Annotated in this window: 16 protein-coding genes; 5 read left to right on the top strand and 11 right to left on the bottom strand. The window is 64.2% G+C overall.

The window, feature by feature from the left end; all coding sequences use genetic code 11:
* Nucleotides 1-46: 46 nt before the first annotated feature.
* From glmM to BLT66_RS11830, 4 genes are all read right to left on the bottom strand, one after another.
* Complete coding sequence (glmM, locus tag BLT66_RS11815) at nt 47-1402, bottom strand: phosphoglucosamine mutase (protein ID WP_092757924.1); 1356 nt, start codon at nt 1400-1402, stop codon at nt 47-49.
* Between the two features lie 82 nt (nt 1403-1484).
* Nucleotides 1485-2339, bottom strand: coding sequence for a dihydropteroate synthase (folP, locus tag BLT66_RS11820; protein ID WP_092757925.1), 855 nt, complete (start codon nt 2337-2339; stop codon nt 1485-1487).
* 82 nt (nt 2340-2421) lie between these two features.
* A complete protein-coding gene (gene ftsH / locus BLT66_RS11825; protein WP_092757926.1) occupies nt 2422-4344 on the bottom strand; it encodes an ATP-dependent zinc metalloprotease FtsH in 1923 nt (640 codons plus the stop codon).
* A gap of 118 nt (nt 4345-4462) precedes the next feature.
* The gene (locus BLT66_RS11830; RefSeq protein ID WP_092758428.1) at nt 4463-5170 is read right to left on the bottom strand and encodes an RlmE family RNA methyltransferase; all 708 of its coding nucleotides are present in this window, start codon (nt 5168-5170) and stop codon (nt 4463-4465) included.
* A gap of 21 nt (nt 5171-5191) precedes the next feature.
* On the opposite strand from BLT66_RS11830, the gene BLT66_RS11835 reads away from it, so the two are divergent.
* A complete protein-coding gene (locus BLT66_RS11835; RefSeq protein ID WP_092757927.1) occupies nt 5192-5674 on the top strand; it encodes a YhbY family RNA-binding protein in 483 nt (160 codons plus the stop codon).
* A gap of 1 nt (nt 5675) precedes the next feature.
* Here BLT66_RS11835 and BLT66_RS11840 read toward each other — a convergent pair whose 3' ends face one another.
* From BLT66_RS11840 to carA, 4 genes are read right to left on the bottom strand one after another with little or no spacing between them, the layout of a single operon-like run.
* On the bottom strand, nt 5676-6089 hold the full coding sequence (locus tag BLT66_RS11840; protein WP_092757928.1) for a DUF4149 domain-containing protein: 414 nt from the start codon (nt 6087-6089) through the stop codon (nt 5676-5678).
* Nucleotides 6090-6092: 3 nt separating this feature from the next.
* Complete coding sequence (gene greA / locus BLT66_RS11845) at nt 6093-6569, bottom strand: transcription elongation factor GreA (RefSeq protein WP_092757929.1); 477 nt, start codon at nt 6567-6569, stop codon at nt 6093-6095.
* Between the two features lie 18 nt (nt 6570-6587).
* Nucleotides 6588-9818, bottom strand: coding sequence for a carbamoyl-phosphate synthase large subunit (gene carB / locus BLT66_RS11850; protein ID WP_092757930.1), 3231 nt, complete (start codon nt 9816-9818; stop codon nt 6588-6590).
* Nucleotides 9811-10983 (bottom strand): glutamine-hydrolyzing carbamoyl-phosphate synthase small subunit, encoded by a 1173-nt coding sequence (gene carA, locus BLT66_RS11855; RefSeq protein WP_092757931.1) that lies wholly within the window; start codon nt 10981-10983, stop codon nt 9811-9813. Before carA ends, carB begins: the two co-directional genes overlap by 8 nt.
* 450 nt (nt 10984-11433) lie before the next feature.
* Here carA and BLT66_RS11860 point away from each other — a divergent pair, with 450 nt between their 5' ends.
* The 4 genes from BLT66_RS11860 (at nt 11434) to BLT66_RS11875 (ending at nt 16850) form a co-directional block, all read left to right on the top strand.
* Nucleotides 11434-11961 (top strand): sigma-70 family RNA polymerase sigma factor, encoded by a 528-nt coding sequence (locus tag BLT66_RS11860; protein WP_092757932.1) that lies wholly within the window; start codon nt 11434-11436, stop codon nt 11959-11961.
* On the top strand, nt 11954-12985 hold the full coding sequence (locus BLT66_RS11865; RefSeq protein WP_092757933.1) for a FecR family protein: 1032 nt from the start codon (nt 11954-11956) through the stop codon (nt 12983-12985). The genes BLT66_RS11860 and BLT66_RS11865 overlap by 8 nt, the downstream gene beginning before the upstream one ends.
* Before the next feature lie 207 nt (nt 12986-13192).
* Entirely contained in the window at nt 13193-15568 is a 2376-nt protein-coding gene (locus tag BLT66_RS11870; protein ID WP_092757934.1) for a TonB-dependent siderophore receptor, read from the top strand.
* A 16-nt stretch (nt 15569-15584) separates the two neighbouring features.
* Nucleotides 15585-16850, top strand: a complete 1266-nt coding sequence (locus BLT66_RS11875) for a PepSY-associated TM helix domain-containing protein (RefSeq protein ID WP_092757935.1) — start codon at nt 15585-15587, stop codon at nt 16848-16850.
* Between the two features lie 64 nt (nt 16851-16914).
* Here the strand turns inward: BLT66_RS11875 and BLT66_RS11880 are convergent, their stop codons facing one another.
* Genes BLT66_RS11880 through lpxB form a run of 3 tightly spaced genes read right to left on the bottom strand, consistent with a single transcriptional unit; the run spans nt 16915 to nt 19404 of the window.
* Nucleotides 16915-17691, bottom strand: coding sequence for a TrmH family RNA methyltransferase (locus tag BLT66_RS11880; protein WP_092757936.1), 777 nt, complete (start codon nt 17689-17691; stop codon nt 16915-16917).
* Nucleotides 17688-18305 carry a ribonuclease HII gene (gene rnhB / locus BLT66_RS11885; protein WP_092757937.1) on the bottom strand — a complete coding sequence of 206 codons (618 nt, stop codon included), beginning with the start codon at nt 18303-18305 and terminating at the stop codon, nt 17688-17690. Before rnhB ends, BLT66_RS11880 begins: the two co-directional genes overlap by 4 nt.
* Entirely contained in the window at nt 18277-19404 is a 1128-nt protein-coding gene (gene lpxB / locus BLT66_RS11890; RefSeq protein WP_092758429.1) for a lipid-A-disaccharide synthase, read from the bottom strand. The genes rnhB and lpxB overlap by 29 nt, the downstream gene beginning before the upstream one ends.
* Between the last annotated feature and the right edge of the window lie 7 nt (nt 19405-19411).

Here is a 19411-nt window from a genome sequence, read left to right on the forward strand (position 1 = left end):
CCCCAATATCCGCCCTCCAATCCGCGAACCGCGGGATCGAGGGCGTCTAGCGCAAGGTCGCAGCGATGCGCTCCGCACAGGCCTGGGCCTGGGCCGCATCCCGGGCCTCGACCATCACACGGACCAACGGCTCGGTACCGCTGGCGCGGATCAGTACCCGGCCATTGTTGCCCAGCTCGGCTTCGGCGGCCTGGGTGGCCAACGGCAGCTGGGTGTTGGACTTCCAGTCCTGGCCAGGCTGCAGGCGCACATTGATTAAGGTTTGCGGAAACAGGGTCAGGTCGGCCAGCAGCTCGGCCAGGGTCTGGCCGGTGCGCACGCAGGCCTGCAGTACCTGCAAGGCGCTGACCAGGCCGTCGCCGGTGGTGTGCTTGTCCAGCGCCAGCAGATGGCCCGAGCCTTCGCCGCCCAGCAGCCAGCCACGCTTTTCCAGCTCTTCCAGCACATAGCGGTCGCCAACCTTGGCGCGTACCAGCTCGACGCCCTTTTCGCGCAAAGCCAGCTCGACCGCCATATTGGTCATCAAGGTGCCGACCACGCCCGGCACGGCATCGCCCGCGCGTTTGCTGGTGACCTTGCCGCCGCGCGACAGCCGCTCCTTGACCATCAGGTACAAGATTTCATCACCGTTGAACAAGCGGCCATTGGCATCGACCATCTGCAGGCGGTCGGCATCGCCGTCCAGCGCCACGCCGTAATCGGCCTTGTGCGCTTTGACGGCCTCGACCAGCGCCTGCGGGTGGGTGGCGCCGACTTTGTCGTTGATGTTCAGGCCATCAGGGGCGCAGCCAATGGCAATCACTTCGGCACCCAGCTCATGGAACACCTTGGGGGCAATGTGGTAGGCCGCGCCATGGGCGCCATCGACCACGATCTTGATGCCTTTGAGGGTCAGATGGTTGGGGAAGGTGCTTTTGCAGAATTCGATGTAGCGGCCGGCGGCGTCGTCGAGCCGGCGGGTCTTGCCCAGCGAAGCGGAATCGGCCCAGACCGGCGGGGTGTCTAGCGCGGCCTCAACCGCCAGCTCCCAGGCATCGGGCAGCTTGGCGCCCTGCGCACTGAAGAACTTGATGCCGTTGTCGGCAAACGGGTTGTGGCTGGCGCTGATCACCACGCCCAGGCTGGCCCGCTGGGCCCGCGTCAGGTAGGCCACGCCCGGCGTCGGCAGTGGGCCCAGCAGCACCACGTCCACACCCGCCGAATTGAAGCCGGATTCGAGCGCGCTTTCCAGCATATAGCCCGAAATGCGGGTGTCTTTGCCGATCAGCACCGTGGGGCGGGCTTCGGTTTGCTTCAGCACCCGGCCAACGGCATGCGCGAGACGCAGCACAAAGTCGGGGGTGATGGGGGCCTGGCCTACGGTACCGCGGATGCCGTCGGTGCCGAAGTAGTGTCGGGTCATGTATGTATCCTCTTGGTGGAATTGTGCGGCGCATTGTCGGCGCTGGATGGGCGCCATTGTGACAAAGAAGCTTAGGCCCGCATTAGGCCCGCGCCGCCGACCAGACCTTAACGGCCTGGGCGGTCTGCAACACGTCGTGCACACGCACGATACGCGCGCCGCGCTCTATCGCCAGCAGCGCGGCCGCCACGCTGGGCACCATCCGCTGCGAGGCATCCAGCGTGCCCGCGCCCGCCGTCATGCCCGCCAGCGAGGATTTGCGCGACCAGCCAACCAGCAGCGGATAACCCAGCGCCAGGAACTCGGACTGGCGGGCCAGCGTCGCAAAGTTCTGCGCCACGGTCTTGCCAAAGCCCACGCCAGGGTCGAGTGCAATACGGGTCTTTTCGACCCCTAGCGCAGACAGTTCCTGCGCAGATCGCTCCAGAAACGATAGCACCTGCGCCACGGCATCGCCCTGCATGGGCGCAGCCTGCATGGTTTGCGGCTCGCGGTGCATGTGCATCAGACATACGCCGCAGGAGGGGTGCTGCGCTACCACGACTGGGCCGGCCAGCGGATGGGCCGGGTCGGCCCAGCGCAAGGCCCAGACGTCGTTGATGATGTCCACGCCCACATCCAGCGCGGCCTGCATGACCTGGGGCTTGTAGGTATCGACCGAGATCGGTACGCCCAATGTCACTGCCGCCTGCAGCACCGGCAGCAAGCGGGCCAGCTCCTGCTCCACCGGCACCGGCTGGGCACCAGGGCGGGTGGATTCCGCACCGATGTCCAGCATCTGCGCGCCGTCGCGCAGCAGCTGTTCACAGTGCGCGAGCGCCGCGGCGGTATGGTCATGCTGGCCGCCGTCAGAGAAGGAATCGGGGGTCACATTGACGATGCCCATCACCTGGGGCTGGGCTAGGTCAATGCGGAAGCGGGTGGTTTGCCAGAACATGCGCGTACTGAAAATGGTGGAGCAAAAAAGCCGGAAATGAAAACGGGGCCTGTGAAGGCCCCGTAGTCGATATCACAGCAGCTTAGGCGGCTGTGGGTGCAGGCTCAGTGGTCACCGCAGGTGCGCCACCACTGCCGCCATTGCTGCCACCGCCGGTGGGGGTGCGCGGCGTCCAGTCCTTCGGTGGACGGGGCTCGCGGCCGGCCATGATGTCGTCGATCTGTTCGATATCGATGGTTTCCCATTCGAGCAAGGCTTTGGCCATGGCGTGCATCTTGTCGCTGTTGTCTTCGATCAGCTTGCGCGCCAAGGCGTACTGCTGGTCGATGATGCGGCGCACTTCGCTGTCGACCTTTTGCATGGTCTGCTCGCTCATATTGGTGGTCTTGGTCACCGAACGGCCCAGGAACACCTCGCCCTCGTTTTCGGCGTAAACCATAGGGCCGAGGGCATCGGTCATGCCGTAACGGGTCACCATATCGCGGGCGATGGCGGTAGCGCGCTCAAAGTCGTTGCTGGCACCGGTGGTCATCTGGTGCATGAACACCTCTTCGGCGATACGGCCACCAAACAGCATGCTGATCTGGCTCAGCATGTATTCGCTGTCGTAGCTGTAGCGGTCTTGTGCTGGCAGGCTCATGGTCACACCCAGGGCGCGGCCACGGGGGATCACGGTAACCTTGTGCACCGGGTCGCACTTGGGCAAGAGCTTGCCGATCAGCGCGTGGCCAGACTCGTGGTAGGCCGTGTTGCGGCGCTCTTCCTCGGGCATAACCATGCTCTTGCGCTCGGGGCCCATCAGGATCTTGTCCTTGGCTTTTTCGAAATCCTGCATTTCAACGACGCGGGCACTGCGGCGGGCCGCCATCAGCGCGGCTTCGTTGCACAGATTGGCCAGGTCGGCACCCGACATACCGGGGGTACCACGGGCAATCACATTGGCGTTCACGTCCTGGCTGACCGGGATCTTGCGCATGTGCACCGTAAGGATCTGCTCGCGGCCACGGATATCGGGCAAGGTGACATAGACTTGGCGGTCGAAGCGGCCTGGGCGCAGCAAGGCGGCATCCAGAATGTCCGGCCGGTTGGTAGCTGCCACCACGATCACGCCAAGGTTGGTTTCGAAGCCATCCATCTCGACCAGCATCTGGTTCAGGGTTTGCTCGCGCTCGTCATTACCACCGCCCAGGCCTGCGCCACGCTGGCGACCGACGGCGTCGATTTCATCGATGAAGATGATGCAAGGTGCGTTCTTCTTGGCGTTCTCGAACATGTCGCGGACCCGGGCTGCGCCCACGCCGACGAACATTTCCACAAAGTCCGAACCGGAGATCGAGAAGAAAGGCACCTTGGCCTCGCCGGCAATACTCTTGGCCAGCAGCGTCTTGCCGGTGCCCGGAGGGCCGACCAGCAACAGACCACGGGGGATACGGCCGCCCAGCTTCTGGAATTTTTGCGGGTCTTTCAGGAAGTCCACGACTTCCTTGACTTCTTCCTTGGCCTCATCGCAGCCGGCGACATCGGCGAAAGTCACCACATTGTTGTTTTCGTCCATCATGCGGGCTTTGCTCTTGCCGAAGCTGAATGCGCCACCCTTGCCGCCGCCTTGCATCTGGCGCATGAAGTAGACCCACACGCCAATCAACAGCAGCATCGGACCCCAACTGACCAGCAGGGTCATGAGCAGGGAACCTTCTTCGCGGGGCTTGACGTCAAACTTGACGTTGTTGGCAATCAGGTCACCCACCAGACCGCGGTCGAGGTAGGTGGCATTGGTACGGATACGGCGGTCATCATTGGTGATGGCCACGATTTCGGTACCGCCCTGGCCTTCTTGGATAGTGGCAGTTTTGATGTGTTTGCTGCGAACTTCATCCAGGAACTCAGAGTAACCGAGATAACCAGAACTCACGCCAGCACGGGTGTCGAACTGTTTGAACACAGTGAACAGCACCATCGCAATGACGAGCCAAACGGCAATTTTGGAAAACCACGGATTTTTCAAGCAAGGCTCCGGTAGAAAGACTTCAACGTAAGTGCGTACTATTTTAGGCGTTTCAAGGGCACGCCCGGCTTATCTTGGCTATCGCAGCCATAGGGACAATAAGGGTTTAACCCAAAAATTAACCGTTTTCGGTATCTGCTTGGACTGCCTTAGGCGCGACTTTCAGGCCGATGCCGACCAAAAACGTCTCGGTGGACTTGTCGCGGGAAGCCTTGGGCTTGACCGGTTTAACGGTATGGAACGACTGCCGGAACAGTTTCACCAAGGGATCGTAGGCGCCGCCGTGAAACAGCTTGGCCACCAAAGCCCCCTGGGGCTTCAAATGCGTCTGGCAAAAATCGACGGCCAACTCCACCAGGTTCTCCACCCGCGCCGCGTCGGCCGCATGGATGCCCGACAAATTGGGAGCCATGTCGGAAATCACCACATCGGCCAAACGCCCAGCCATGGCATCGGAGAGCCGGCCCAGCATCTCGGGCTCGCAGAAGTCCCCCTGCAGAAATGTGACACCTTCGATGGGTTCCATGGGTAACAGATCGATGGCGATGATGCTGCCATTCAGCGCCCCCACAGCCGCGCCGCCGCCAGCCGCGGTCTTGGGCGACAGTTTGCGCCGGACATACTGGCTCCAGGCGCCAGGCGTCGACCCCAAATCCACCACCAGCTGGCCGGGTTTGATCAGATGGAAGCTTTCGTCAATTTCCTTTAACTTGTAGGCTGCACGGGCCCGATAGCCCTCGCGTTTAGCCAACACGACATAGGGGTCGTTGACGTGGTCGTTAAGCCACGCCTTGTTGACTTTTTTACTTTGTGTTTTAACTTTCATCTTGGCCTTGATAATACGCACATGTCTCAAATACAACTTACCCCTGCCCAGCGCAAGGTTCACCGCGCCGATGCCCACCATTTAAACCCCGTGGTAATGGTTGGCAGCGATGGTCTCACCCCCGCTGTCATCAAAGAAGTCAACCTGGCGTTGAACTCCCACGGTCTGATCAAGGTGCGGATTTTTTCGGACGACCGCGTCGCCCGGGAAACCATGTACCAGCAATTGGCCGACGAACTCAGTGCGGCACCTATCCAGCACATCGGCAAGCTGCTGGTGCTGTGGCGCCCCCAGCCCGAAATCACCAAAGAGCGCAAAGTCGACGAAGACCGCATGCCCGGCCCACGCGACTTCAAGGTGCTCAAACATAGCACGCGCGGTGGCCAGCGCCCCGAAGTCAAGACCTTGCGGGTACTCGGTAACCAGCGCCTGACGGCCGGCGGCAATGTGAAACGCGCCAAGCCTAAGCCCAAGACCAGCCTGAAAAAACGCAGCCAGACCTGATTCAGCCGCGCGGCGCCGACACCTTCCACAGTGTCGCGCCGGCGGCCAGCCATTGCAGCACATACAGGCCTGTGCCCAGGCCATGCCAGAGCTTCAGATTCTCCCGCGCCACGATGTGCGGGGACACGGCAAACTCCACCAGCACCGCGGCAAACAAGCCGAAAGCTATAAAAATAGTAGCTATTGGCGCATGCTCCACCTGCGCCAGAGCCGCATTTGACCTGGAAATCAGCAATAGCAGCAAGGTACAGCCCATCGACAGCCAGGTTTGCGCTGTAAACAGCTTGGCCGCCGTACTGCCGGCCAAGGCCGGGGTCGGCAGCAGCATGAACAGCAGCGGCACAACCATGAAACCCAGCGTGGTCAGGCTGCCCCACCACAGGGCTGCCAGACCGATGGGCAAGCGTTGGCGCATGGTTTAGATGTAGCTGACCGCCATCACTTCATAGCGCTTGATGCCGCCGGGCGCATTCACCTCGGCGGTATCGCCGACTTCCTTGCCGATCAGGGCACGGGCAATCGGGCTGGACACATTGACGCGGCCCAGCTTCAGGTCGGCCTCGTCTTCACCGACGATCTGGTACTGCACGGCCTGGCCGCTGTCTTCGTCTTCCAGATCTACCGTGGCGCCGAACACCACGCGGCCGCCCGCATCGAGGCTGGCCGGGTCGATGATCTGGGCCACCGACAACTTGCCTTCAACCTCCTGGATCCGGCCTTCGATGAAGCCCTGGCGGTCTTTGGCCGCCTCGTACTCGGCGTTTTCACTCAGGTCGCCCTGGGCTCGGGCTTCGGAAATCGCACCGATGACCGAGGGACGCTCAACCGTCTTGAGCTTGTGCAGCTCGGCTTTCAGGGCCTCGGCCCCGCGTTTGGTAATAGGGATAGTGGACATATGAGGTTCCAGAGTTCTTTAAGCCGCTAGCTGCGCGTGCATTTCTTGTACCGAGATGACATCCAGGTCATCCAGGTACTGCATGCCTTCCACCGCCGCTTCGGCACCAAAAATGGTGGTGAAGGTGGTGACGCGGGCCAGCAAGGCCGAGGTGCGGATGTGGCGGGAATCGGCGATGGCGTTGCGGCGCTCTTCCACGGTGTTGATGACCAGAGCAATCTCGTTGTTCTTGATCATGTCCACGATGTTGGGCCGGCCCTCGGTGACCTTGTTCACCACGTTGCAGGCAATGCCTGCCGCCTGGATCGCTGCCGCCGTGCCCTTGGTGGCCAGCAGGCTAAAGCCCAGGGTCGCCAAGCCGCGTGCGACTTCCACGGCACGCGCCTTGTCGTTGTTCTTCACCGACACAAAGGCCACGCCGGAGCGCGGCAGCTTGGTGCCAGCGCCGATCTGCGACTTCACAAAGGCTTCGCCGAAGGTCTTGCCCACGCCCATCACCTCGCCGGTGGACTTCATCTCGGGGCCGAGAATCGTGTCCACACCGGGGAACTTGACGAACGGGAACACGGCTTCCTTGACGCTGAAATACGGCGGCGTGACTTCCTTGAAGATGCCCTGCGCGTCCAGCGACTGGCCGACCATGCAGCGCGCAGCCACCTTAGCCAGCTGGATGCCGGTGGCCTTGCTGACGAAGGGCACGGTGCGGGATGCACGCGGGTTCACTTCCAGCACATAGATCACGTCCTTGCCGTCCACATTCTGGATGGCGAACTGCACATTCATCAGACCGACCACCTTCAGCGCATGCGCCATGGCCGTGGTCTGGCGTTTGATCTCGGTGACAGTCTCGGCCGACAGGTAGTACGGTGGCAGCGAGCAGGCCGAGTCGCCGCTGTGCACGCCTGCTTGCTCGATATGTTCCATCACACCGCCGATGAACACGCGCTGGCCATCGCAGATCGCGTCCACATCGCATTCGATCGCGTCGTTCAGGAAGCGGTCCAGCAGCACGGGAGAGTCATGGCTGACCTTGACGGCTTCGCGCATGTAGCGCTCCAGATCGCGCTGCTCGTGAACGATTTCCATCGCGCGTCCGCCCAGCACATAGCTGGGGCGCACCACCAGCGGGTAACCCAGGGCAGCCGCCTTTTCCAGCGCTTCGGGCTCGGTACGGGCCGTAGCATTCGGTGGCTGGCGCAGGTCCAGCGCGTGCAGCAGCTTCTGGAAGCGTTCACGGTCTTCGGCCGCGTCGATCATGTCGGGGCTGGTGCCGATGATGGGTACGCCGTTGGCTTCCAGGTCCAGCGCCAGCTTCAAGGGTGTCTGGCCGCCGTACTGCACGATCACGCCGAAAGGCTTTTCCTTGTCGACGATTTCCAGCACGTCTTCCAGGGTCAGCGGCTCGAAGTACAAACGGTCACTGGTGTCGTAGTCGGTGGACACGGTTTCAGGGTTGCAGTTGACCATGATGGTCTCGTACCCGTCTTCGCGCATGGCCAGCGCGGCGTGCACGCAGCAGTAGTCGAACTCGATGCCCTGGCCGATACGGTTTGGTCCGCCGCCCAGCACCATGATCTTCTTCTTGTCCGTCGGCGCAGCCTCGCACTCGCCGCCTTCAGCCTCGTAGGTCGAGTACAGGTAGGCGGTGTCGGTAGCGAACTCGGCGGCGCAGGTATCGACGCGCTTGTAGACCGGGCGCACGCCCAGGGCGCGGCGGGCATTGCGCACCGCGGTGTCGGTGGTCTTCAGCTGCTTGGCCAGGCGGCGGTCCGAGAAGCCTTTTTGCTTCAGGGCGCGCAGGGTGGCGGCGTCGATGTCGTCCAGCGACTTGGTTTCTAGCTCCAGCTCGATCTTCACGATCTGCTCGATCTGCACCAGGAACCAGGGGTCGATCTTGGTCAGCGCGAACACTTCGTCCACGCTCATGCCCTGGGCAAACGCGTCGCCCACGTACCAGATGCGCTCGGGGCCGGGCTCGCCCAGCTCTTTTTCCAAGACTTCGCGGTCCTGGGTTTTCTCGTTCATGCCGTCCACGCCGACTTCCAGGCCGCGCAGGGCTTTCTGGAAGGACTCCTGGAAGGTCCGGCCCATGGCCATGACTTCACCGACCGACTTCATCTGCGTCGTCAGGCGCGCATCGGCGGTGGGGAATTTTTCGAACGCGAAACGCGGAATCTTGGTAACCACATAGTCGATGCTGGGCTCGAAACTGGCCGGTGTAGCGCCGCCCGTGATGTCGTTGCGCAGCTCGTCCAGCGTGTAGCCGACCGCCAGCTTGGCCGCCACCTTGGCAATCGGGAAACCCGTCGCCTTGGAAGCCAGTGCGGAGGAACGCGAAACCCGCGGATTCATCTCGATCACCACCATCCGCCCGTCTTTCGGGTTGATGGAGAACTGCACATTGGAGCCGCCAGTGTCCACGCCGATTTCGCGCAGCACCGCCAGGCTGGCGTTGCGCAGCAGCTGGTATTCCTTGTCGGTGAGGGTCTGGGCGGGTGCCACGGTGATCGAGTCGCCGGTGTGCACGCCCATCGGGTCCAGATTCTCGATCGAGCAGACGATGATGCAGTTGTCGGCAGTGTCGCGCACCACTTCCATCTCGTACTCTTTCCAGCCCAGCAGCGATTCTTCGATCAGCAGCTCATTGGTCGGCGAGGCTTCGAGGCCGCGCTTGCAGATGGTTTCGAACTCTTCCGAGTTGTAAGCAATGCCGCCGCCGGTGCCGCCCAGGGTGAAGCTGGGGCGGATAACCGTGGGGAAGCCCAGGGTCTTCTGCACCGTCCAGGCTTCTTCCATGCTGTGCGCAATGCCGGAACGGGCCGAGCCCAGGCCGATCTTGGTCATCGCGTCCTTGAACTTCAGGCGGTCTTCGGCCTTGTCGATGGCTTCGGGCTTGGCGCCGATCAGCTCAACCTTGTACTTCTCGAGCACGCCGTTGTGCCACAGGTCCAGCGCGCAGTTCAGCGCGGTCTGGCCGCCCATGGTCGGCAGGATCGCATCCGGGCGTTCCTTGGCGATGATCTTCTCGACCGTCTGCCAGGTGATGGGCTCGATGTAGGTAACGTCGGCCGTGGCCGGGTCGGTCATGATCGTTGCCGGGTTGCTGTTGATCAGAATGACTTTGTAGCCTTCTTCGCGCAGCGCCTTGCAGGCTTGCACGCCGGAGTAGTCGAACTCGCAGGCCTGGCCGATGATGATCGGGCCCGCGCCAATGATCAGAATGGATTTAAGGTCGGTCCGCTTAGGCATTTTTTGTTTTCTCCATCAGTGCGGTAAAGCGGTCAAACAGGTACGAGATATCGTGTGGGCCGGGCGAGGCTTCAGGGTGGCCCTGGAAGCAGAACGCCGGCTTGTCGGTACGGGCCAGGCCTTGCAGCGTGCCGTCAAACAATGACACATGGGTGGCGCGCAGATTGGCCGGCAGGCTGGCCTGGTCCACGGCAAAACCGTGGTTCTGGCTGGTGATGCTGACACGGCCGTCGTCCAGGTCTTTCACCGGGTGGTTCGCACCGTGGTGGCCGAACTTCATCTTGAAGGTCTTGGCGCCACTGGCCAGGGCCATGATCTGGTGGCCCAGGCAGATGCCGAAGGTCGGGATGCCGGTTTCGATCAGCTCGCGGGTGGCGGCAATCGCGTAGTCGCAAGGCTCAGGATCGCCGGGGCCGTTGGACAGGAACACGCCATCGGGCTTCAGCGCCAGCACGTCTTTAGCGCTGGTCTGGGCCGGCACCACGGTGATGCGGCAGCCGCGGCTGGCCAGCATGCGCAGGATGTTGAACTTGACGCCAAAGTCATACGCCACCACATGGAAGCGCGGCGCGCTCTGGTCACCATAGCCTTGGTGCAGCTGCCATTCGGTCTGGGTCCAGGCGTAGGACTCCTTGGCCGATACCACCTTGGCCAGGTCCAGGCCGGCCATGCTGGGCGCGCCCTGGGCGGCAGCCACGGCTTGGGCAATCGCCTCGGGCGTGACGTCGTGGCCTGCGGGCAGGGCCAGGATGCAGCCGTTCTGCGCACCATGGGTACGCAGGTGGCGGGTCAGTTTGCGGGTGTCGAGGTTGGCGATGGCCACCGTCTTTTGCTGGACCAGGTAGTCCGACAAGCTCAGGTGGCTGCGGAAGTTGGAGGCGACCAGCGGCAGGTCTTTGATGACCAGGCCGGCGGCATGCACGCGGGCGGCTTCAACGTCTTCCACATTGACACCGTAGTTGCCGATGTGGGGGTACGTCAGGGTGACGATCTGCTGGCAGTAGCTGGGGTCGGTGAGGATTTCCTGGTAGCCGGTCATGGCGGTGTTGAACACCACCTCGCCCACGGTGGAGCCTGGGGCTCCAATGGAATTGCCAACAAAGACCGTGCCGTCTGCGAGCGCCAGGATGGCGGATGGGAAGGTTCCCTGAAGAGACAAAAGCACTGGGTTCTCCGAAATAGTTACGGGTACGCCCAAGCGGTCCAAGAGAAAACTCTTGCAAATGCTCTGGAAGGGGGTTCGGTAGGACCGGCGCTAGGCGTACGTGGATGCGGGAAAGCCCACGATTATATCGCCGCCGGCCAGGGCCCCGACCACGCGCCCCTACTTTCCCATGGCCCGCCGACCAGGTTTTACATCTCATGGATGGGCGGTGAAGCCACCGGGTGCGGATGCCGCGCGCTTGGTCCATAGCGCCGGCCCAGCCAACGGATCGCCAAAATTTAAACGAAATTAGCCTCTAGCGCATATGAATCCAGCGCAAGCAGCTATCAATAGCAGAGCAAACACCACTCCCCACCGCCGCAGTTTCGCTCAATCATTTCGCATGCAAATACAATTGCGAATTATTCGCATTACTTAAACTGAATTCTCTGCCCTCCCGCGGGCCGCACCATGCTTGCCTCCGAAACCCATTTTCAGGACATTGCCGCGCTCTACCGCCAGCACCACAGCTGGTTGAACGCGTGGCTACGGCGCAAGCTGGGCTGCTCCGAGCAGGCGGCCGACCTGGCGCACGACACCTTTGTGCGCATCCTGAACGCCCGCGCACCGGCCCACGGGCTGGCCCGCCTGGACGCGCCGCGCGCCTACCTCACCACCACGGCACAGCGCCTGCTGGTCGACCGGGCGCGGCACCAGCGCATCGAGCAGTCTTATCTGGCCGGCCTGGCGGCCATGGCCGGCACCCTGGACGGCGCGCCCTCGCCCGAGGCCGTGCTAATCGCCCTGCAGGCACTGGAACAGCTGAGCGCCGCACTGCAAAGCCTGCCAGCCAAGGGCCGCGAGGCTTTTTTGCTGCACTACCTGGAAGACGCCAGCCAGCCGGTAATTGCCGCACAGCTCGGCGTCTCGGTGCGCATGGTGCAGAAATACCTGGCCCAAGGCCTGCTGCGCTGCCACCAGGTGCTGGACCATGGCTAGCCTGTCCATTCCCGCGATCCCCGACGCCATTGCCGCCCAGGCCGCCGACTGGACGGCGCGCCTCAGCGCTGCCGACCCACTGGAGCGCGACCACGCCCGCGCCGCCTTTGCGGCCTGGCAGCAGCAAGACCCCTTGCACGCCGCGGCCGCCCAGCGCATGCAGCAGGTGATGGACCGCATGGCCGGCCTGCGCAGCGCCAGCGGCGGCCACCCCGGACCGGCGCGCGCAGCCTTCCAGGCGGCCTTCAACCCGGCCAAAAACCCTCCCACCAACCGCCGGCCCAAGCGCCTGGCAGCTCTGCTGGCCCTGGTCATGGCACTGGTGCTGCCGGGCTGGCTGGTATGGCAGGCCTACCCGCCCAGCTATATCGCCGCCGACCTGCGCACCGGCACCGGCCAATGGCAGACCCGCACCCTGGCCGACGGCAGCCGCATCACTCTGGGCAGCGGCAGCGCGGTCGACCTGCACTTTGACCCGCAGCGCCGCACCCTGGTACTGCTGCAAGGCGAGATCCTGGTCGACGTGGCCCACGATGCGCAACGCCCGTTTGTGGTGGAAACCGCGCAGGGCCGCATCCGCGCCCTGGGCACGCGCTTCAGCGTGGACACCCAGCCGGGCAGCACGCTGCTGACCATGCTGGAGTCCAGCGTCTGGGTGCAAACCGCGGCACAGAGCGGCAGCGATGGCACCGCCATCCAGGCCGGCCAGCGCGTGCGCATCCGCGCCGACGGCCTGGGCCCGGTCGAGGCGGTAGATGTGCGCAGCGTGCAGGACGCCTGGAAGTTCCACCAGCTGGTGGCCCGCGACCAGCCGCTGCCCGAGGTGCTGGACGTTTTGGGTCGGCACCGGCCGGGCCGCATCGTCTACGACCGCGCGCAGCTGCAGGACATCCGCATGCTGGCCGTGCTGCCGCTGGACGATACCGACCGCGCGCTGCAACTGCTGACCGACAGCCTGCCCGCTCTGCGCGTGCGCCGCCTGACGCCGTATCTGGTGCTGGTCGATGCACCTAGCCAACCCTGAGCGCCAGCAGCCATGCAGACCCGCTGCCCCACATATTTTCAAAAACAGGTTCGTGTTTCCGCGTCTCGTGCGTCAAGGCAGGGGTACGCGACGAAAAACGGACCGCTAGGCCGCCTGGATGCACCTCACCCTCTTCCAGGCACATGCGTTAGCTGGTTCCCGGTTTCGTTTTTTCTACAAAACGGCCACAACAAGGACCACTCAACCATGCAGCCCCTGACCCTGAAAACCGCCCGCCGCCCCCTGGCCCTGGCCATCCAGCTGGCCCTGGCCGCCACCCTGGCCACGGGCGTGCACGCCCAGACCTCCACGCCGCCAGCCGCCACGTCTTACGACATTCCGGCCAGCAGCCTGGTCGATGCGCTGAGCCGCTTCGCCCAGCAGTCGGGCGTGGCCATCGCCATCGAGGCCGACAAGCTCAAGGGCCTGCAAACCCCCGGCCTGCGCGGCAGCTATGGCGTGGAAGAAGGCTTTGGCCTGCTGCTGCGCGGCAGCGGCTATGCACTGGGCAAGACCGCGGCCGGCTATCTGCTGCTGCCGGCGCCCCAGGCAAGCCCAGGCCCGACCGCCACGCTGCCCGCGGTCACCGTCACCGCCGCGGCAACGCCCGAGGCGCCAGGTCTGCGAGCCCGGCTCAGCGCCGGCGCCCTGGGCACGCGCAGCCAGCTGGAAACACCGCTGTCCACCACGGTGGTGACGCGCGAGGAACTGTCACAGCGGCAAATCTCCAAGCTTGGCGATGTGTTCGCCCTGGACGCCGGCGTGACCGACAACAGCGGCGCCTACAGCAGCTGGGCCACTTACGTGACGGTGCGCGGCCTGGACCTGGACTGGCAAAACGCCTACCGCATCGACGGCAAACCCTTCCTCAGCTACGCCATCACCCTGCCCTACGAGCACTTCGAGCAGATCGAGCTGCTCAAGGGCTCCTCGGGCTTTCTGTACGGCTTTGGCTCGCCGGGCGGGCTGATCAACTATGTGAGCAAGCAGCCCACCGATGAGCCGCTGCGCAGCATCGAGCTCGGCTACAAGACCAATAACATCTGGAGCCAGAGCGTCGATCTGGGTGGCCGCTTCGGCAATGACAAGCAGTTCGGCTACCGCCTGAACGCCGTCAATGAAAACGGCAAGACCTTCAACGACGGCACGATAGACCGCCAGTCGCTGTCGCTGGCACTCGACGCGCGACTCACGCCCGACCTGGTGTGGAACTTCGATTCCCTGTACCAAAAGCGCAAGACCGAAGGCCAAGGCCCATCCATCTCGGCCGCGCAACTCAGCGGCAGCAGCCTGCCGAACAGCGTGCTGGGCGACAGCCAGCAGCTGCTGAGCGGCGGCCAGTTTCTCGACACCGATTTCCTGTTCACCTCCACCGGCCTGAAGTACCAGATCGCCCCCGACTGGACGGCCAGCACCCACTACAGCTACAGCACCTCCAAGCGCAGCCGCAACGAAAGCATCCTCTACCTGCAGGACGCGGCCGGCAACTACAACGAGAACCGCTCCGACACCCGCGAAGGCCACCGCTTCGACCAGTGGCAGCTGATGCTGGAGGGCAAGGCCCGCACCGGCACGCTAACGCACCAGTTGGTGTTTGGCGCGGCCTGGCAAAAGCAGCTGAACGACTACAGCAGCAATGGCGTCTGGGCCACGCTGGGCACGGGCAACATCTTCGCGGCCAACACCAACAACTACACCAGCCTGGGCAACCTGAACCTGTACCGCGCCGGCGACATCAGCCAGAAAGCCGTGTTTGCCAGCGACACGCTGAGCCTGTCCGAGCGCTGGTCGGTGCTGGCCGGCCTGCGCCACACCCGCTACGCGCAAAACGACTACAACCTCGACGGCAGTAGCCTGAGTCGCTACGCCGACAGCGTGACCACGCCGACCCTGGCGCTGATGTTCAAACCGCAGGCCCACACCATGGTCTACACCAGCTACATGCAGTCGCTGGAGCCGGGCAAGACCGTAGGCAGCACCTATGCCAATGCCAATCGGCTGCTGGACCCGCTGACCAGCAAGCAGTACGAGATCGGCGTCAAGTCCGAACAGGAGCGCTGGAGCGCCACCGCCGCGCTGTTCCGCATCGAGCGGCCCAGCGAGTATGCGAACGCCAGCAATGTGCTGGTGCAGGACGGCGAATCCCGCTACCAGGGCCTGGAGCTGGGCGCCAGCACCCGGGTCGGCGCGCAATGGCAGCTGGGCGGCAACCTGATGCTGCTGGACACCGCCTACAACAAGGGCATTGCCAACATCGGCAAGCGCGTGGCCGGGGCCCCCGAGTGGATGGCTACCGCCCGCCTCGCCTACAAGGTGGCGCAGGTACCCGGGCTGGACCTGACCGCCGACGCCAAGTTCACCGGCAATGTGATGCTGAATGCCGCCAACAGCGTGCAGGTCGGTGGCCACACCGTGCTCAACCTGGGCGCCAGCTACAGCCTGAACCTCGGCGGCTACGCCACCACCCTGAGGGCCAGCGTCAACAACGCCGCCAATGCGCGCTTCTGGGAATACCAGTACGCCAACTGGATCAAACCCGCGGACCCGCGCAGCCTCAGCTTGAGCGCCCGCTTCGACTTCTGACAAGGTAAACCTCCGCATGCGTTCGCTACTCGTTCTCGTCCACCGTTGGTCCGGGCTGTTCATCGCCGGCTTCCTGTTCATCTCGGGCCTGACCGGCGCGGTGATCTCCTGGGACCACGAGCTCGACGCGTGGCTGAACCCGCACCTCACCGAGGCGCACAGCGTCGGCCCGGCGCTGCCACCGCTGGAGCTGGTACGCCAGATCGAGGCCCGGCATCCGACGGTACAGGTCGGCTTCGTGCCGCTGGCGGTGGAGCCCGGCCATTCGCTGGCCTTCGGCGTCGAGCCCCGCGTCGACCCGACCACCGGCGCACTATTCCAGCCAGGTTTCAACCAGGTGTTTGTCGACCCGGTATCGGGCGCCGAGCTGGGCCGGCGCGAATGGGGCGCGGTCTGGCCGATCCAGAAGGACAACTTCATTTCCTTCCTCTACGTGCTGCACTACAGCCTGCACATGCCGGCCTTCTGGGGCATAGACCGCTGGGGCGTGTGGCTGCTGGGCGTGGTGGCCCTGGTCTGGACGGTAGATTGCTTCACCGGCTTCTACCTGACGCTGCCGCCACCCAAGACCGGGCCGGCCGCGCCGCGCAAAACCTGGTGGCAGCGCTGGAAGCTGGCCTGGAAGGTCCGCTGGAAGAACGGCACCTACAAGCTGAACTTCGACCTGCACCGCGCCGGCAGCCTGTGGACCTGGGCGCTGCTGTTCATCGTGGCCTTTACCGCGTTCTCGCTGAACCTGTACCGCGAGGTGTTCTTCCCGGTGATGTCGCTGGTCTCCAACGTCACGCCCTCGCCTTTCGACACCCGCCAGCCGCGCCCTGAGAACCAGCCGCTGGTCGCCCAGCTCGGCTACGCCCAGGCACTGGACGCGGCGCGACTGGAAGCCACGCAGCGCGGATGGGCCGAGCCCACGGGTTCGGTGTTCTATGCGCGCAGCTTCGGCATTTACGGCGTGGCCTTCTTCCAGCCGGAGGACGACCACGGCGCGGGCGGTGTCGGCCACCGCACCCTGTACCTGGACGGCCAGGACGGGCGCATCCTGGGCGAGCGCGAACCCTGGAAGGGCACGGCCGCCGACATCTTCGTCCAGGCCCAGTTCCCGCTGCATTCGGGCCGCATCCTGGGCTTGCCTGGGCGCATCCTGATCTCGCTGATGGGCCTGGTAGTGGCCATGCTCAGCGTGACCGGGGTGTATATCTGGCTGAAAAAGCGGCGGGCACGGGTAAAGGCCGGCGCAACCGCTGCAGTGCGCAACTACCCGGCATCTACCGTTTATAAGTAAAAACAGGCTCTGGCGCAGGTAGATCCTGCGCTAGCAGCTACGATAACAGTAGCAAAACCGGAATTTAGCGCTGGCCTATGGCCGAGGCATGCAGGCAGATGGCCGCCGCCGCCGCCACGTTCAGCGACTCCTCGCCGCCCGGCTGGCCTATGCGCACCGCGATCTGGGCGCGCGCCTGCAGGGCCGGACCCACGCCCTGGCCTTCGTGGCCCATGGCCCAGGCGCAGGGAAAAGGCAGCTTCTGGTCTTGCAGCAGCGCGCCCTGGTGCGAGCTGGTGACCACCAGGGGCACGGTCAGCGCCTCCAGCGCCTCGGGCTCCAGGCCTTCGATCAGGCGCAGGCCGAAATGTGCGCCCATGCCGGCGCGCAGCACCTTGGGGCTCCACAGCGCCGCCGTGCCCTTGAGCGCGATGATCTGCTTGAAGCCGAAGGCGCCGGCGCTGCGCAGGATGGAGCCAACGTTGCCGGCGTCCTGCACGCGGTCGAGGATGACGCTGGCAGCTGCCGGGTCCAGCGCAGTGGCGCTAGGCAAGTCGACGACAAAACCCATGGGCGCCGGCGATTCCAGGCTGCTCAGGTCGGCCAGCAGTTTGTCGGCCATCACTATGGTTTTAATAGCTGCCTGCGCATATTGCGCCTGCGCTTGGGGCCAAAAAGACTCTGAAAACACCGCCAGCGCCGGCTTCCAGCCGCGGGCCAAGGCGGCGCGGCACAGGTGGTCGCCTTCCAGCCAAACGCGGCCCTGCTTGCGGTAGGCCGTGCTGTCCTGCGACAAGCGGCGCAGCTCTTTCAGCAGCGGGTTGTCGCGCGACTGGATGTGGGTGATGGGGTCAGAACTCATCGCAATGCCAGAGCCACGGGGGCGAATGTTTTACGGTGCAGCGGGCAGGCCCCATGGGCTTGCAGCGCCGCCAGATGGGCGGCCGTGCCATAGCCCTTGTGGCCCGCAAAGCCGTACTGCGGATAGTCCAGGTCGACCTGGGCGCACCAGCGGTCCCGCGTCACCTTGGCCAGGATCGAGGCCGCCGAGATCGCCGGCACCAGGGAGTCGCCTTTGACGATAGCGTCGCTGGTCATGCTCAGGGTGGGCAGGCGGTTGCCGTCGACCAGCACATGGCCGGGCTTGAGGCGCAGGCCGGTGACGGCGCGCTGCATGGCCAGCATGGTGGCCTGCAGGATGTTGAGGCGCTCGATTTCTTCCACGCTGGCTTCGGCAATCGAGCAGCACAAGGCTTTGGCCAGGATTTCGTCGAACAGCTGCTCGCGCCGCTTGGCGGTCAGCTTCTTGGAATCGGCCAGGCCGCGGATCGGGCGCAAATCGTCCAGGATCACCGCCGCGGCCACCACCGGCCCGGCCAGCGGGCCGCGGCCGGCCTCGTCCACGCCGGCGACCAGGCCGCGCGGGCCCCAGGCCAGCGGAACCTGTTCAGGCGCTGATAATTTTTTCGATGGCATCGGTGGCAAGCTGGGCGGTATCGCGCTGCAGCGTGTGGTGCAGCGCGGTGAATTTTTCTTCAAGAGCGGTGATTTTCGCAGAGCCCTTGGCGTCCAGCCACTGCAGCGTAGCGGCAGCCAGGGCCTGCGGCGTGGCCGCGTCCTGCAGCAGCTCGGGTACCACGAAGTCGGCGCACAAGATGTTCGGCAGGCCCACCCAGGGCTGCAGCTGCTTGCGCTGCATCAGCTTCCAGGACAGCCAGTGCATGTTGTAGGCAATCACCATCGGCCGCTTGAACAGCGCCGCCTCCAGAGTCGCCGTGCCGCTGGCGATCAGGGTCACGTCGCAGGCGGCCAGCACGGTGTGCGACTGGCCAGCGACGATCTGGATGCGACCGGCCATGCCTGCCTCAGTGGCGATGGCTTCGATGCGCTGTTTCAGCGAGGGAATCGCCGGCACTACAAATTTAATAGCTGGTCGCGCAAGCAGCATCTGCGCTGCAGCCTGAAAGAACCGCAAAGCCAGGTATTTGATTTCAGACTGCCGGCTGCCGGGCAGGATGGCAACCACATCGTCACCGTCGCCCAAGCCCAGCTTCTGCCGTGCGGCTGCGCGGTCGGGGTTGAGCGGGATCACGCTGGCCAGTGGGTGGCCGACATAGGTGGCGGCAATGCCGTGCTCGGCCAGCAAGGCCGGCTCGAACGGGAAGATGCACAGCACGTGGTCGGCCGCGCGGCGGATCTTCTCCACCCGGTCGGCGCGCCAGGCCCAGATCGACGGGCAGACAAAATGCACGGTGGGCACGCCCTGGGCCTTCAGCGCGGCTTCCAGGCCCAGGTTGAAGTCGGGCGCATCCACGCCGATGAACGCCGCCGGGCGCTCTTGCAGCAGGCGTTCGCGCAGCTGCTTGCGGATGTTGATCAACTCGTACAAGCGCAGGAACACGTCCATGTTGTAGCCGTGCACGGCCAGCTTGTCGCTGGGCCAGGCAGCCTGGAAGCCGCGCTTGGCCATCTGCGGACCGCCGATGCCGGTGGATTGCAGGTCGGGCCAATGCGCACGCAAGCCGTCCAGCACCAGGCCGGCGAGCAGGTCGCCAGAGGCCTCGCCGGCCACCATGGCGATG

Source organism: Rhodoferax sp. OV413 (assembly GCF_900104385.1).
Classification (GTDB): domain Bacteria; phylum Pseudomonadota; class Gammaproteobacteria; order Burkholderiales; family Burkholderiaceae_C; genus Rhodoferax_B.

Coding starts and splice junctions, on each gene's coding strand:
- BLT66_RS11880 (WP_092757936.1), bottom strand. CDS start 17,691: ATGAGTTCTGACCCCATCACCCACATCCAGTCGCGCGACAACCCGCTG.
- BLT66_RS11875 (WP_092757935.1), top strand. CDS start 15,585: ATGCGTTCGCTACTCGTTCTCGTCCACCGTTGGTCCGGGCTGTTCATC.
- BLT66_RS11870 (WP_092757934.1), top strand. CDS start 13,193: ATGCAGCCCCTGACCCTGAAAACCGCCCGCCGCCCCCTGGCCCTGGCC.
- lpxB (WP_092758429.1), bottom strand. CDS start 19,404: ATGGTGGCCGGCGAGGCCTCTGGCGACCTGCTCGCCGGCCTGGTGCTG.
- BLT66_RS11830 (WP_092758428.1), bottom strand. CDS start 5,170: ATGAAAGTTAAAACACAAAGTAAAAAAGTCAACAAGGCGTGGCTTAAC.
- greA (WP_092757929.1), bottom strand. CDS start 6,569: ATGTCCACTATCCCTATTACCAAACGCGGGGCCGAGGCCCTGAAAGCC.
- glmM (WP_092757924.1), bottom strand. CDS start 1,402: ATGACCCGACACTACTTCGGCACCGACGGCATCCGCGGTACCGTAGGC.
- BLT66_RS11835 (WP_092757927.1), top strand. CDS start 5,192: ATGTCTCAAATACAACTTACCCCTGCCCAGCGCAAGGTTCACCGCGCC.
- folP (WP_092757925.1), bottom strand. CDS start 2,339: ATGTTCTGGCAAACCACCCGCTTCCGCATTGACCTAGCCCAGCCCCAG.
- rnhB (WP_092757937.1), bottom strand. CDS start 18,305: ATGCCATCGAAAAAATTATCAGCGCCTGAACAGGTTCCGCTGGCCTGG.
- BLT66_RS11840 (WP_092757928.1), bottom strand. CDS start 6,089: ATGCGCCAACGCTTGCCCATCGGTCTGGCAGCCCTGTGGTGGGGCAGC.
- BLT66_RS11860 (WP_092757932.1), top strand. CDS start 11,434: ATGCTTGCCTCCGAAACCCATTTTCAGGACATTGCCGCGCTCTACCGC.
- carB (WP_092757930.1), bottom strand. CDS start 9,818: ATGCCTAAGCGGACCGACCTTAAATCCATTCTGATCATTGGCGCGGGC.
- BLT66_RS11865 (WP_092757933.1), top strand. CDS start 11,954: ATGGCTAGCCTGTCCATTCCCGCGATCCCCGACGCCATTGCCGCCCAG.